The organism is Craterilacuibacter sp. (assembly GCF_051659485.1).
Taxonomy (GTDB): Bacteria; Pseudomonadota; Gammaproteobacteria; order Burkholderiales; family Chromobacteriaceae; genus Craterilacuibacter.
Genome location: NZ_JBOFOO010000126.1, coordinates 1 through 13,552 on the forward strand (window position 1 = coordinate 1; position 13,552 = coordinate 13,552).

Sequence of the window (13,552 nt, forward strand, 5' to 3'; positions counted from 1 at the left end):
TACCCGCTATCATCGTACCCGATTTCAGGTGGCAAGCCGCGCAAATCGGTCTTATTCCATACGATCAATTGCGGAATGCTATCGGCGCCAATCTCGGCCAAGACCTGATTGACGGCATCCACTTGCTGTTCACGCATGGCACTGGCGGAATCGACTACATGCAGTAGCAAATCGGCCCGTACCGTTTCCTCCAGCGTGGCTCGAAATGCAGCCACCAGCGTATGCGGCAAGTCGCGGATAAAACCGACCGTATCCGACAGTACGATGGAGCAGTCCGGGTTCAGATACAAACGGCGGCTGGTGGTATCCAGCGTGGCAAACAACTGGTCGGCGGTGAAAATACGCGCCTTAGTCAGGCTATTGAATAGCGTCGACTTGCCGGCATTGGTGTAGCCGACAATGGAAACCGAAGCGAAACCGGCACGGATACGACCACGACGCTGGGTATTGCGCTGTTTTTGCACCAAGACCAAGCGATCCTTGAGCATTTTAACGCGCTTACCCAGCAAGCGGCGGTCAGTCTCCAGCTGAGTCTCCCCCGGACCGCGCAGGCCGATACCACCCTTTTGCCGCTCCAGGTGAGTCCAGCCACGCACCAGACGCGTCGCCAGATGCGACAACTGAGCCAACTCGACCTGCAACTTGCCTTCATGGCTGCGCGCTCTTTGCGCAAAAATATCGAGAATAAGACTGCTACGGTCTATCACCCGGCACTGCAACACACGCTCCAGATTGCGCTCTTGCCCCGGGGACAACTGGTGATTAAAAATCACCACATCAGCCTCGCTGGCCCGCACTAAAACCGCGAGCTCTTCAACCTTCCCCTTACCGGCAAACAAGGCCGGATCCGGGCGACTGCGCTTGCCACGCAGTACGCCTTGAATGCTGACGCCCGCACTTCTAACAAGGTCGGTGCATTCCTGCACCCCCTCCTCGTAGTCGGGCTCACCAAAATCCAGACAAACCAGAATAGCCTGGTCGCCCTGATCGGGTCGATCGAACACGTGCTTTCCCGTCTGTAAAAAAGAGAGCGGCTGATCAGATCCGCCTGCCGGCGCATCCGTCAGCCTTCACGCTACCAATAATGAACTCAGCCTTCAGGCTGCGCTTCCGATTTGGACGCGGCGCTCGGGCCTTCATGCGGAATGCTGACCGCGCGTGCAGGCACCACCGTCGAGATCGCGTGCTTGTACACCATCTGGGTCACGGTGTTTTTCAGCAATACCACGTACTGGTCGAAAGACTCGATCTGGCCTTGCAATTTGATACCGTTTACCAAATAGATGGAAACTGGCACATGTTCTTTGCGTAGGATGTTAAGAAACGGGTCTTGTAGCATTTGCCCTTTAGTGCTCATTTTTTATTCTCCAAACTGCGTAAATAGTTTTATTTGAGGTTAAGTATTACGTTGCCAAAATTATTTTTAGCATAAAAAATACCGTCGTACTATCTCTTATTTCGTCCCTTGACTGCGGCCTTGCCTACACCCTTGGCTGCTGTCTTGGCAACAGGCCGGCCTGTCAGCCTAGCCGCCGGCTTGCCGTCGGGCTTAGCCTTGGCAACCACCCTAGCCTTGACTGGCGCCTTGTCCTTCTCTTTGGCCTGCTCCCTTGCCTTGGCTTCCGCCTTATTTGCGGCTCGTTGCTGCAGCAGGCTCAGCTTGCCACCTGTCGCTTCGGCTTGATACGGGTTCACGCTGGACTTGTATTGTACCCTGAGCGGCGTGCCCTGCAGATGGAAAGCTTTACGGTACAGATTTTCCAGATAACGAGTGTAGCTATCTGGCACACTATCCAGCGAATTACCGTGAATCACGATAATCGGCGGGTTCATGCCGCCCTGGTGCGCATAGCGCAGCTTAGGCCGAGTCAGCCCCACACGCGGAGGCTGCTGACGCTCGACCGCAAGCTGCAGCAAGCGTGTCAATTTTGGCGTAGGCAACTTGCTCATCGCCGCGTTGTAGGCCGCATCAATCGATTTGAACAATTCCCCCACCCCCTTACCCTCTAGGGCTGAGATGTAGTGAAACTTGGCAAAATCAAGAAACGCCAGCTTGCGCGCGATATCGCGATGGATCTTGTCCTTTTGCTCGGTTTCCAGGTGATCCCATTTATTCACGGCAATCACCAGCGCCCGCCCGGCCTCAAGCGCAAAGCCAGCAATAGTGGCATCCTGCTCGGATACGTCCTGCTGTGCATCCAGCACCAGCACTGCCACATTGGCGTCTTCGATCGCCTGCATGGTTTTGATCACCGAGAATTTCTCGATGGCTTCATTAACCTTGCCGCGCCGGCGCACGCCGGCAGTGTCAATAATGGTGTATTCCTGACCTTCGCGTTCAAAGTCGATATAGATACTGTCGCGCGTGGTGCCGGCTTGGTCAAAGGCAATCACCCGCTCTTCACCCAGAATGGCATTCACCAGCGTCGATTTTCCGACATTGGGCCGGCCGATGACGGCAAACTTCGGATGTTTACTGGCCTCTTCTTCCTCGGCATCAGGGAAGATCTCCAGCACAGTCTCGATCAGCTCGCGTACGCCATCGCCATGCGAAGCCGACAAGGCATAAGGATCTCCCAGCGCCAACTCATGAAACTCTGCCGCGGCCACGGAAGGGCTCATCCCCTCGGCCTTGTTCACGACCAGATAAATCGGACGATTGCTCTGGCGCAAGCGGTTGGCGATCAGTTTATCCTGCGGCGTCAGGCCGCTGCGTCCATCGACCAGAAAAACAATAGCGTCGGCTTCGTCTACTGCCTGCAGCGTCTGGCGAGCCATTTCCCACAAAATGCCATCGTCAACCACCGGCTCGAAGCCGCCGGTATCGATAACGAGATAAGGCTTACTGCCCATGCGGCCATGGCCATAGTGCCGGTCACGAGTCAGACCCGGCTGATCGGCAACCAGCGCGTCACGGGAACGTGTCAGACGGTTAAACAGGGTTGACTTGCCCACATTTGGGCGGCCAACCAGAGCAATTGTCGGTTTCATTAATTCAGACTTGGTTAATTCAGTACGACCAAACGGCCGTTGCGAGCTTGCACATAGGCAGCGTCACCCAGCAATACAGGCTGGCTGAGGGTTCCTTCGGCTCCGGTACGCGTGCGGCCGACAAGTCGACCGTCCTCGCTGGCAAGAAGGTGAGCGTAGCCCTCGCCATCCAGCACCAGAATATTCTTGCCCAACATCACCGGACCACTGACATCACGGTAGCGCAAGGCATCATTCTTCCATAGATTGCGCCCGGTTTCGATATCGAAAGCCCAAAGCGCACCATCTTCAGCAGTAACATAGGCTGCACGGCCATCCATCGCGAGCCCACGGCTGCTGGCCACTTCACGAGCCCACAGCAGATTACCGCCACGGGCATCAAAGCATGCGACCCGCCCCTGATAGGCAACGGCGCATACGCGGCGGCCATCAAACTTCGGCTGACTGACCACATCGGTGACACGCTCAAGCTCGCTACCGCCACGCGGAGAAGCGACCGTTGCTTCCCACAGCGGCACACCGCTTTGCAAATTGTAAACAGCCAGTTTCCCGCCTGCCACACCCGTGACCAGTACTTCTTTTCCTACCGCCAACATGACCGGCGTTGTGGCGCGTACCATCAATGACGGCGGAGCCTGCCACTGCGTCCAGATAGATTTGCCGTCTTTTTCGTCAAATGCGGTCAGTCGGCCATCGGCAGTATGCGCCACGACCAAGCCGGCGGCCAGCAGCGGCGGCTCGGACAAGACGCTGGTCAGCTTTTGACGCCACAACACCTTGCCCTGACCATCGCTGGCGATCAGCTCGCCCTTGTCGTTGCCGACAAAGTACGCGTTGTCGCCGGCGGCGACCCCGGCCCCCAGCGTTTCACCCTTGAGGCGAAAGCTGGCATTTTTCTTGCCGGTGATCGCATCAAGCAAAACGATCTCGCCATTATTGCCTGCTGCAGCCAGTACTCCCTGATGATAGGCTGGCGCAAACAGGCCTTGCCCGGAATCAGGCACGCCAGCCTGCCATTTCATATTCAGCGGAACCGTCTGTTCTATCTTGCCCAGTGGCGTCGGCTCGTAAGTACCCGCCCCCTCGAACCAGCTGGCGCAACCTGCCAGTAAAGTCGATGCAGCAACAGCAATAAAGGTATGGCGGATCATCAATCAGCTCCCGATAGCATCAATTTTGGCTTGCACGAATTCCCGCATCGGGTCTTCTGCCCCCTGCTTGGCCAGTGCAGCCTTGTAGGCATCTGCTGCGGCTTTGCTATCGCCACGGGCAAACAGGATGTCGCCCTTCATATCGAGAAAAAAGCTGTCAAAACCGGCAGGATGCTCGGCCTGCAACTCGGCCAGTGCCGCGTCGTATTGCTTCAGATCCAGCAGTACCGCTGCCAGACGCAGATGCGCAACTGCCACCAGCGAAGCCTCCTTGGCATTGGCGAGCACCCATTTTAGCTCACCTTGTGCCATGACCAGATCACGCTTGTCAAAGGCGATTTTGGCCGCCAGCAGCGAGGCGCGCGGCGCATAAGGTGTCGAGGCATATTCCTGCTGCAAGGCTGCCGTAATCGACTTGACCTTGGCCAAATCGCCAGTGGGTGCTGCTGCTTCCAGCTGGGCAAACACGGCGGACGCCTTTTCGGCGCGCTCACCCTGATATAAATGCCAACCCTTGAAACCCAGATAACCAGCACACACGGCCAGCACTCCGGCAGCAATCCATTTACCCCACTGCTGCCAGAAGGCATGCATCGAGTCGATCTGTTCCTGCTCCTGCAAATCGAACGCCATGGCGCTCCCTCCCCCTGTTTATGCCTTCAAACGTGCCAGCGTTGCCACCACGGCATCCACGGTCACGACTTCCTGCGCCAGCTCGTCACGCAGCGGCTTGACCGCGACGGTACCGGCTGCCATCTCGTTCTCACCGACAATCAGTGCAAATTCTGCTCCTGAAGCGTCGGCCTTTTTCATTTGCGACTTGAAACTGCCCTCACCCAGATGCTGGATGACACTGTAACCCGCTTCGCGCAAGCTGCGTGCCAGACACATGCCATACATGGCCGCACCAGCACCCTGCTGCACCAGATAGATATCGACGCCGCGCTGCTTGGGCAGCAAATCCTTGGCAGCAAGCAGCAATAGTACGCGCTCCATGCCCATGCCGAAACCGATACCGGGAGCACTCTTGCCACCCAGTTGCTCGATCAGGCCATCGTAGCGGCCACCGGCACACACCGTGCCCTGTGCACCCAGCTCGGTCGTGACCCACTCGAATACTGACTGGTTATAGTAATCAAGACCACGCACCAGACGCGGGTTTTCGACGAAGCGGATACCCAGAGCGGAAATCATCGCCTTCCAGCCCTCATAGTGCGCCCGCGAGTCCTCGCCCAGATAATCGATCAGGCGCGGTGCGGCATTGGCCATTTCCTGCAGCGCAGGATTTTTAGTGTCCAGTACCCGCAGTGGGTTGCTATACAGGCGACGCTTGCCGTCTTCATCCAGAATATCAACGTGGGCTTCCAGATAGGCGATCAGCGCATCACGATGCTGCGCGCGCTCGTCCTTGTTGCCCAGTGTATTGATTTCCAGCTGTACGCTGTCCTGCAGGCCCAGACGCTGCCACAAATCGGCGGTCAGCAGAATGATCTCGGCGTCGATATCCGGACCGGCAAAGCCCAAAGCCTCGATCCCGACCTGATGAAACTGGCGATAACGCCCTTTTTGCGGACGCTCATGACGGTACATCGGCCCCTGATACCACAGCTTTTGGGTTGCGTTATACAAGAGGTTATGTTCGACCACGGCGCGCAAGGTACCGGCAGTTCCTTCCGGACGCAAAGTTAGGCTATCGCCATTCAATGCATCACTAAAGGTATACATTTCCTTCTCGACGATATCGGTTACCTCACCGATAGAACGCACGAACAAGGGGGTCGCCTCGACGATAGGGGTACGGATATTCTGGTAGCCATAATCAGCCAGCAGCTTTCTCAACACCCCTTCAAAATATTCCCACTGATGCGACTCGGCCGGCAGCACATCGTTCATGCCGCGTACCGCCTGAATTTTTTGAGCCATATTATTTTCTTGTGTAAGTCAAAATCACTATTACAGGGCAGCTCAAACACCCACCCTGATCGGAATTATTTTTGCGGCCACCAGGCTGCGCTTCGGCCCACCCTCACCGTAACGGCTGGCGACATAGTCATCCAGCAAAGCCTTGAACTCGCCTGAGATATTGTCGCCCTTGAGCGTGACGGTCTTTTCGCCATCCACATACACCGGTGCCACAGGAACTTCACCGGTACCGGGCAACGAAATGCCGATATCGGCCAATTTGCTCTCGCCTGGGCCATTCACCACGCAGCCCATGACCGCGACCTTCATGTCCTCCACCCCGGGGTACTGCAAGCGCCACACCGGCATAGAGACACGCAAATAAGTCTGGATACTGTCTGCCAACTCCTGGAACACCGTACTGCTGGTGCGTCCACAACCAGGGCAGGCGGTCACCAGCGGGACGAAGCTACGCAAGCCCATGGTCTGCAGCAACTCCTGCGCCACAATCACCTCGCGGGTACGCGACTCTCCCGGTTGCGGTGTCAGCGAGATGCGGACGGTATCGCCTATCCCCTCCTGCAGCAACACCGCCAACGCCGCACTGGATGCGACAATCCCCTTGCTGCCCATCCCCGCCTCGGTCAGGCCAAGATGTAGTGGAAAATCGCAACGCGCACCCAGCGTACGATAAGCGGTAATCAGGTCCTGTACATGACTGACCTTGCACGACAGGATGATATTGTCACCAGGCAAGCCCAGCTCCATCGCCTTATCCGCACTTTCCAGAGCAGACACGATCAGCGCTTCGCGCATGACCGCATCCGGCGGCAAGGGCTGTGCCAAACGGGCATTGCTGTCCATCATGCGCACCACCAGCGCCTGATCCAGGCTCCCCCAGTTCACGCCGATGCGTACGGCCTTATCCAGCTCCATGGCGGTGCGTACCATAAAGGCAAATTTTTCATCGCCGCGCGCCCCCCGACCCACATTGCCCGGATTAATTCGATATTTGGCCAGCGCACGTGCGCAATCCGGGTAATCTTTCAGCAGTTTGTCGCCGTTGAAATGAAAATCCCCGACCAAGGGCACGCTGCAGCCCAGATCATCCAGCCGCTGCCTGACTTCGGCTACCGCAGCTGCGGCTTCCGGGCTATTGACCGTGATGCGTACCACTTCGGAACCGGCCTCGGCCAGCTCATGCACCTGAGCGGCAGTTGCCGCAGCATCGGCAGTGTCGGTATTGGTCATCGACTGCACCAAAACCGGCGCATCACTCCCCACCATCAGGTGACCGATACGAACCTGCCGCGTCACGCGACGGGGAATACCCTGACTTTGCATGCGAACCTCAATCCAGCTTGAGCGTGGCGGTAGAGCCACGAATCTTGCCAGTCATATCGACCGGCTGATCCTTGTAAATAACTTTAACCCGGCTTGCATTACCGATACGCACCCGATAAGGCGGTGTACCGCTCAGGATCTTGTCTTCGCCCGGCAACAAGGCGCCGAACATCAGCTTCTGTCCCTTGGCATCTGTCACCGAAATCCAGGCCTCCTGATCGCTAGACAAACGCAATACCGGGCTACCCGCTGTGACCACGGCAGGCATAGCCACCACCGGAGCAGAGGCGACGACAGGCGCAGCCGCTGCAGTGGCGGCGGGTAACGCCGCAGCCGCAGGTACTGACGCCTGCGGCGCAACCTCTGCTACCACATCCACTGCCGCCGGCTGCTCCACCGTCAACATCGGGCTTAGATCACCACTGGGAATTGCCGGCTCGCTATTGCGCGAGGAAAACCACCAACCAGTCGCAGCCACAATGGCGGCAACACCCAGCGCCAGCACCATACGCGGCACGCCGGTACTGGTGCCGCTTTCGGACTCAACCGGAGAAGGCGTGGCAATTTCGGCATTAAGCGGCGGAAAAGCCTCATCCAGCAGATGCATCAGCGGCACCTGATCCATCCCCAGAAAACGGGCGTAATTGCGTACAAAACCGCGCACAAAGGTCGGACCGGGCAAGAAACCATAGTCATCGCGCTCTATAGCCTCGAGCTGGCGCACCGACAACTTCAGGCGCTCGGCCACATCGCCCAGACTCAGCTGCTGCGCCTCGCGCTCCTGCTTGAGCCGCGCACCGGCAGAGACTGCCACATCAACTATCTTATCGGCTGGTTCCATCAGCTCAATTCCCACTCAAATATTGTTGGGTTTCTATTGAATCGGGGTAGCCGGAAAGCAGCGCGTCCCCCAAACGTTTCTCTGTTACCTTATCTGCCTGCAAACGGGCAAGACGCATCCCCAGCCACAAATCAGCCGGCCCTAGCGTCGGCATTTCACGACGCAGGCGCTGGTAATAAAAATCGGCAAGCTTGGGATTATTCCCCTGCAGCTGCAAGCGTGTCATCTCGCGCAAGGCAGTAACATCATTGCCATTGAGCCGCAGCACAGCCAGCAAATCGGCGTTAGCCTCTTCCAGCTTGCCGAGTTTCAATAGACACAAACCGCGGTTCAGGCGTGCCGTTTGCGGCTTGTCGTACAGCGGATCGGCCAGTGCGCGGGAAAAATAAGGAATGGAATCCCCCTCCTTGCCGCTTTTGCACAAGAACCAGCCGTAATTATTATTCACCTCGGGGTTGGTGGCATCGATACTCAAGGCCCGGCGAAAGGCGCTATCGGCATCCTTATCCATCCCCAACTGCATCGTGATCAAGGCGCGTACCAGATGGCCGTTCTGATAACGGCTATCGGCCTCGACCGCTTCATTAGCCGAATCCAAAGCTGCACGCATATTGCCGTAACGCATGTATTCCACAGCCAGCTGTGCCCGGGTTTGAGCCAGCTCTAGCGACGTGGCGAACGCCATGATCGGCAAACACAGGGCTGCCAAACAAAGACTCCAGCGTCGCACACGTTTCATTCTTTACCTTCTTCGATAATCTGCATCCATTTTTCCTGACGGCGCGTTTTATCCTGCACCTGCCCCGCCAGCTGGCCACAAGCCGCATCGATATCATCGCCGCGTGTCTTGCGTACAGTCACGATCAGGCCGGCCTCTTGCAGCAATTCACGGAAGATACGGATCGAGTTATTGCTGGAACGGCCATAACCCGAATTCGGGAACGGGTTAAACGGAATCAGGTTGAACTTGCACGGCACATCGCGCACCAGTTCAATCAGTTGACGTGCATGTTCCGGTCTGTCATTGATGCCGTCAAGCATCACATATTCAAAGGTCACAAAATCACGCGGTGCTCTTTCCAGATAGCGGCGGCACGCAGCCATCAGTTCCTTGAGCGGGTACTTTTTGTTGATAGGTACAATTACATCGCGCAGCGCATCATTCGGTGCATGCAGCGAAACAGCCAAAGCAACCGGACAATCTTCACGCAAGCGATCCATCTGCGGCACCAGACCCGAGGTCGACACCGTGACACGGCGCCGGCTCAAACCGTAACCATGATCATCCAGCATGATATTCAGCGCCGATACCACATTGTCGTAATTGGCCAGCGGTTCACCCATGCCCATCATCACCACATTGGAGACAACGCGCTCTTCTTTCGGCGTCACACCCAAAGCTTTATTCGCCCACCACAACTGACCGATAATTTCAGCCGTAGACAGGTTGCGGTTGAAACCCTGCCGCCCGGTCGAGCAGAACGTACATTCAAGTGCGCAACCGACCTGAGATGACACGCACAAAGTGCCGCGCTCGTTTTCGGGAATGAACACGGTTTCCACACCGTTGCCCGTCCCGACGTCCAGCAGCCATTTGCGGGTACCATCGCCGGACTCCTGCCCCGTCATCAGTGCCGGCACGCGGATTTCCGCAGTTTCGTGCAACTTGGCGCGCAGACTCTTGGCAATATCGGTCATCGCATCGAAGTCGGACTCAGCCATCTGGTGCATCCAGCGCATCACCTGTGTGGCGCGAAAGGGCTTCTCGCCCATTGCGGCAAAGTGCTGGGTCAACTGGGCCAGATTGAAGTCGAGCAGGTTGGTTTTCATGAGTACCTCAGAAAAAACGGCAGCCACCGAAACAGGCGGCTGCCGTTTCAAAAAACAGAATTAACGCGCGCTGATTTCGGAAGCAGCGAAGAAGTAAGCGATTTCGATCGCTGCGTTCTCCAGGCTATCGGAACCATGCACCGCATTGGCATCAATGGAATCCGCAAAATCGGCGCGAATGGTGCCGGCATCGGCTTTCTTCGGGTCTGTCGCACCCATCAGTTCACGATGCTTGAGAACGGCATTTTCGCCTTGCAGCGCCTGAACCATCACCGGGCCGGAGATCATGAAGCTCACCAGATCGTTGAAGAAAGGGCGCTCCTTATGCACAGCGTAAAAGCCTTCGGCTTCTGCACGCGACAGCTGCTTCATGCGCGCTGCAACCACCGTCAGGCCGGCCGATTCGAAACGGTCATAGATCTTGCCGATGACGTTTTTAGCAACAGCATCAGGCTTGATGATGGACAGAGTACGTTCAATTGCCATATAAATCCCCTTATTACCTAAGACAGATGCTTAGACTGGTTTAGTACCAGTTTTGCATCGGGTGAGTGAGACAGATCGAAGAACCCGGCATTTTACCAGCCTTCTCAAGCCTTTGCTGCAGATAATGAAATAATGAGACCCGAACAAACACCGGAAAAACCCGCTGCCGACAGCAGCATGGGGCACGCCACAAAAAAACGCATCATCATTGCCATCGCCCTGATTGCCGTCGCGCTTGGCACGATCCCGCTCTTCGATAGTTTCAAGACCCCGCCCCAGGTTGAGGATGCTGGCAGCGGAAAAATCAGTGGCACCTTACTGACGCCAAGCGTCACAGACACAGCCCCCCCCATGCCCGTCATCGCCAGCGAAGCGGCCAGCCAGCCGATGGCACCGGAGAGCCCGGATCTTGCAGCAACCCCCGGCATGACGGCCTTACCCAAGCTGATGGTTGAAACCCGGATAGCAAGCCCGGCCAACCCCATCAGGGACGAACGTAGCAATACTGCCCCCCGTGTGCGCCCAGACAGCAGCACACCGGACAGCCATCTAAGCAAAAATACTGAAAAAACAAGCACACCGCCGCTGCCACCGCCCGCAACAGCGGCACCCGCCAAACCGCAAGGCAGCTCGTTTGGCTACAGCGTGCAGCTAGGTTTGTTCTCAAGCCCGGACAACGCACAAAAACTGGTCGCAGAACTAAAAACCCGCGGCATCAGCGCCCGTAGCGAAACAAAAGTACAGCTTGGCCCGTTCAAAACCCGCGCCGAAGCCGAAGACGCCATGGCCGAACTGCGCAAACTGGGTTATATCCCGCTGCTGATTCCGCTCGGCCAGTAAACCCGGAATCAGGTTTCTACCACGCCGGTCAGAGTCGGCTCAGCCAATAGATGCGGCAGGGACAAATAAGTCTGCGACTGCATCTCGGTCAAACGGCTGGCAGTACGAAAAAACTCGCCGGCGTGTACGCCCTCGGTGTAGATTTCAGCGGGTTCGACGGCGGCCGAGGCAATCAACTTGACACGGTGATCGTAGAACACATCAACCAGCCAAGTAAAACGCCGCGCCTCGGATGACTGCGTCGCTTCCAGCTTGGGAATAGCCGACAAAAACACGGTGTGATACTCGCGGGCAATTTCCAGATAATCGGTCTGCGCCCTTGGCCCGCCACACAAGGTCGCAAAATCGAACCAGATCACACCACCGGCGCGGCGCAAAGATTTAATGCGCCGCCCCAGTACTTCGATCTGCAGCGGCAATGACGCGGCGCCACCCGACATGCGCCCGAACATGGCATCCATACGCGCCTGCGCCACCGTATCATCCGGCACCAAAAACAGCGGCTCGCGCGTCAATTCGCGCAGGCGGTAATCATGGCCGCCATCCACATTCAGTACCGCTAGGCGGCGCTTAAGCAAGGCGATGGTCGGCAGGAAATTCTGCCGCTGCAAGCCGTTAGGATACAGACTGTCCGGCGCGTAATTCGAAGTCATCACCATTACCACCCCGCGCTCGAACAGCGCTTCCAGCAAACGCCCCAGCATCATGGCGTCAGCAATATCACTGACGTGAAATTCGTCAAAACACAGCAACCGCGTCGTACGCGCCATACGGTCGGCCAAGGCCAGTAAAGGATCTTTCTGCTCGGAGAGCTTCTTGAGTTCCTTGTGCACATCGGCCATAAAATGATGAAAATGCACGCGTTTCTTGCGTTTGTAAGGCACGCACTCATAAAACGCATCCATCAAAAAACTCTTGCCCCGCCCGACCCCGCCCCACAGATACAGGCCGCGCGGCACATCGGGCTTCAGCAGGGAACGCCCCAGAAAGCGGTTGCGGCGCGTCTTGAATTCAAGCAGTTGCTGCCACAAAGCATCCAGCTGCGCGATGGCCGCAGCCTGTGCCTCGTCGCGGATAAAGCCTTTTTGCAGAATGGCCTGCTGATACCACGCATTGGGGCTCAACTCGCCACAGGCATCGGGAGAAAATTCGTGTTGTGACATAAATCAGGAAATCCGAGCAAAGGTCAGGCGAACAGCCCGGTTGAAAGATAGCGATCACCGCGATCGCACACGATGGAAACAATCACTGCATTTTCCAGCGTCTGGTTCAAGCGCAAGGCCACCGCCAGCGCGCCACCGGACGAGGGTCCGGCCAGAATACCTTCCTCGCGCGCCAGACGCCGCGCCACATCTTCGGCCTCGCCTTGTGACACCAGATGCATCTCGTCGATGCGTGAGTAGTCGCAAATGGCAGGCAGATAGGCATCTTCCCACTTACGGATACCGGGGATCTGGCTACCGGCCTCGGGCTGCACGCCGATCACCCGCACCGCAGGATTCTGCGCTTTCAGAAACTGGCTGACGCCCATGATGGTGCCGGTCGTTCCCATGCTGGACACAAAGTGCGTCACCGTACCGGCCGTATCGCGCCAGATCTCGGGCCCGGTCGTTTCGATATGCGCAAGCGGATTATCAGGATTGGCAAACTGGTCGAGAATACGACCCACACCCTCTTGCTCCAGACGGCGTGCCTCATCGATGGCACCCGGCATGGACAAGGCTGCCGGCGTCAGCACCACCTCGGCACCATAGGCGCGCATGGTCTGCACCCGTTCGGCACTGGCATTTTCCGGCATCACCAGCATCAGGCGGTAGCCCATCATGGTGGCGGCCATCGCAAGGCCGATACCGGTATTACCGCTGGTCGGTTCGATCAGGGTATCGCCCGGGCGTATCTCCCCCCGCAACTGGGCATGGCGAATCATGGAGAGGGCAGGCCTATCCTTCACCGAGCCACCGGGATTATTCCCTTCCAGCTTGAGCAGTACGATATTGGATGAGGTGCCAGGCAGATGCTTCAGCCTGACCAGCGGCGTATTACCGACAAAGTCTTCGAGATATTTGAATTCGGGCACGACACAGCACTCTCGCCTGATGACAGACGGGCATTATACCGTCAGCACAACTCATTTCAGCAGTCGGAAGGCAAAAACGACAAGACCCGC

The 13,552-nt window shown here is 57.1% G+C and carries 14 protein-coding genes; 1 reads left to right on the plus strand and 13 read right to left on the minus strand.

The window, feature by feature from the left end:
- The 11 genes from hflX to ndk all read right to left on the minus strand — a co-directional run.
- A partial coding sequence (gene hflX / locus ACRC1E_RS04335; RefSeq protein ID WP_438513882.1) for a ribosome rescue GTPase HflX occupies nucleotides 1–1,004 on the minus strand: 1,004 nt, incomplete at its 3' end.
- A gap of 86 nt (nucleotides 1,005–1,090) precedes the next feature.
- Complete coding sequence (gene hfq / locus ACRC1E_RS04340) at nucleotides 1,091–1,357, minus strand: RNA chaperone Hfq (RefSeq protein WP_438513883.1); 267 nt, start codon at nucleotides 1,355–1,357, stop codon at nucleotides 1,091–1,093.
- Nucleotides 1,358–1,446: 89 nt separating this feature from the next.
- On the minus strand, nucleotides 1,447–2,991 hold the full coding sequence (gene der, locus ACRC1E_RS04345) for a ribosome biogenesis GTPase Der (RefSeq protein ID WP_438513884.1): 1,545 nt from the start codon (nucleotides 2,989–2,991) through the stop codon (nucleotides 1,447–1,449).
- Nucleotides 2,992–3,005: 14 nt separating this feature from the next.
- Nucleotides 3,006–4,142, minus strand: a complete 1,137-nt coding sequence (gene bamB / locus ACRC1E_RS04350; RefSeq protein ID WP_438513885.1) for an outer membrane protein assembly factor BamB — start codon at nucleotides 4,140–4,142, stop codon at nucleotides 3,006–3,008.
- A gap of 3 nt (nucleotides 4,143–4,145) precedes the next feature.
- The gene (locus ACRC1E_RS04355) at nucleotides 4,146–4,775 is read right to left on the minus strand and encodes a YfgM family protein (protein WP_438513886.1); all 630 of its coding nucleotides are present in this window, start codon (nucleotides 4,773–4,775) and stop codon (nucleotides 4,146–4,148) included.
- Between the two features lie 18 nt (nucleotides 4,776–4,793).
- Nucleotides 4,794–6,065: a histidine--tRNA ligase gene (gene hisS / locus ACRC1E_RS04360; protein WP_438513887.1), complete on the minus strand. Its 1,272-nt coding sequence runs from the start codon at nucleotides 6,063–6,065 to the stop codon at nucleotides 4,794–4,796.
- Between the two features lie 42 nt (nucleotides 6,066–6,107).
- The gene (gene ispG / locus ACRC1E_RS04365; RefSeq protein WP_438513888.1) at nucleotides 6,108–7,388 is read right to left on the minus strand and encodes a flavodoxin-dependent (E)-4-hydroxy-3-methylbut-2-enyl-diphosphate synthase; all 1,281 of its coding nucleotides are present in this window, start codon (nucleotides 7,386–7,388) and stop codon (nucleotides 6,108–6,110) included.
- Between the two features lie 7 nt (nucleotides 7,389–7,395).
- A complete protein-coding gene (locus tag ACRC1E_RS04370; protein ID WP_438513889.1) occupies nucleotides 7,396–8,229 on the minus strand; it encodes a helix-turn-helix domain-containing protein in 834 nt (277 codons plus the stop codon).
- A 4-nt stretch (nucleotides 8,230–8,233) separates the two neighbouring features.
- Nucleotides 8,234–8,938 carry a type IV pilus biogenesis/stability protein PilW gene (gene pilW / locus ACRC1E_RS04375; RefSeq protein WP_438513890.1) on the minus strand — a complete coding sequence of 235 codons (705 nt, stop codon included), beginning with the start codon at nucleotides 8,936–8,938 and terminating at the stop codon, nucleotides 8,234–8,236.
- A gap of 26 nt (nucleotides 8,939–8,964) precedes the next feature.
- Nucleotides 8,965–10,059, minus strand: a complete 1,095-nt coding sequence (rlmN, locus tag ACRC1E_RS04380) for a 23S rRNA (adenine(2503)-C(2))-methyltransferase RlmN (protein WP_438513891.1) — start codon at nucleotides 10,057–10,059, stop codon at nucleotides 8,965–8,967.
- A 60-nt stretch (nucleotides 10,060–10,119) separates the two neighbouring features.
- A complete protein-coding gene (ndk, locus tag ACRC1E_RS04385; RefSeq protein WP_438513892.1) occupies nucleotides 10,120–10,545 on the minus strand; it encodes a nucleoside-diphosphate kinase in 426 nt (141 codons plus the stop codon).
- 132 nt (nucleotides 10,546–10,677) lie between these two features.
- Between ndk and ACRC1E_RS04390 the strand changes: the two genes are divergently transcribed.
- Nucleotides 10,678–11,385 (plus strand): SPOR domain-containing protein, encoded by a 708-nt coding sequence (locus ACRC1E_RS04390; RefSeq protein WP_438513893.1) that lies wholly within the window; start codon nucleotides 10,678–10,680, stop codon nucleotides 11,383–11,385.
- Nucleotides 11,386–11,393: 8 nt separating this feature from the next.
- On the opposite strand, the gene zapE is transcribed toward ACRC1E_RS04390, so the two are convergent.
- Both zapE and cysM read right to left on the minus strand, forming a co-directional pair.
- Nucleotides 11,394–12,548: a cell division protein ZapE gene (gene zapE / locus ACRC1E_RS04395; RefSeq protein WP_438513894.1), complete on the minus strand. Its 1,155-nt coding sequence runs from the start codon at nucleotides 12,546–12,548 to the stop codon at nucleotides 11,394–11,396.
- A gap of 23 nt (nucleotides 12,549–12,571) precedes the next feature.
- Nucleotides 12,572–13,462: a cysteine synthase CysM gene (cysM, locus tag ACRC1E_RS04400; protein ID WP_438513895.1), complete on the minus strand. Its 891-nt coding sequence runs from the start codon at nucleotides 13,460–13,462 to the stop codon at nucleotides 12,572–12,574.
- Nucleotides 13,463–13,552 lie beyond the last annotated feature (90 nt).

Coding starts and splice junctions, on each gene's coding strand:
- der (WP_438513884.1), bottom strand. CDS start 2,991: ATGAAACCGACAATTGCTCTGGTTGGCCGCCCAAATGTGGGCAAGTCA.
- hisS (WP_438513887.1), bottom strand. CDS start 6,065: ATGGCTCAAAAAATTCAGGCGGTACGCGGCATGAACGATGTGCTGCCG.
- ACRC1E_RS04355 (WP_438513886.1), bottom strand. CDS start 4,775: ATGGCGTTCGATTTGCAGGAGCAGGAACAGATCGACTCGATGCATGCC.
- ACRC1E_RS04390 (WP_438513893.1), top strand. CDS start 10,678: ATGAGACCCGAACAAACACCGGAAAAACCCGCTGCCGACAGCAGCATG.
- rlmN (WP_438513891.1), bottom strand. CDS start 10,059: ATGAAAACCAACCTGCTCGACTTCAATCTGGCCCAGTTGACCCAGCAC.
- ispG (WP_438513888.1), bottom strand. CDS start 7,388: ATGCAAAGTCAGGGTATTCCCCGTCGCGTGACGCGGCAGGTTCGTATC.
- ACRC1E_RS04370 (WP_438513889.1), bottom strand. CDS start 8,229: ATGGAACCAGCCGATAAGATAGTTGATGTGGCAGTCTCTGCCGGTGCG.
- ndk (WP_438513892.1), bottom strand. CDS start 10,545: ATGGCAATTGAACGTACTCTGTCCATCATCAAGCCTGATGCTGTTGCT.
- hfq (WP_438513883.1), bottom strand. CDS start 1,357: ATGAGCACTAAAGGGCAAATGCTACAAGACCCGTTTCTTAACATCCTA.
- bamB (WP_438513885.1), bottom strand. CDS start 4,142: ATGATCCGCCATACCTTTATTGCTGTTGCTGCATCGACTTTACTGGCA.
- zapE (WP_438513894.1), bottom strand. CDS start 12,548: ATGTCACAACACGAATTTTCTCCCGATGCCTGTGGCGAGTTGAGCCCC.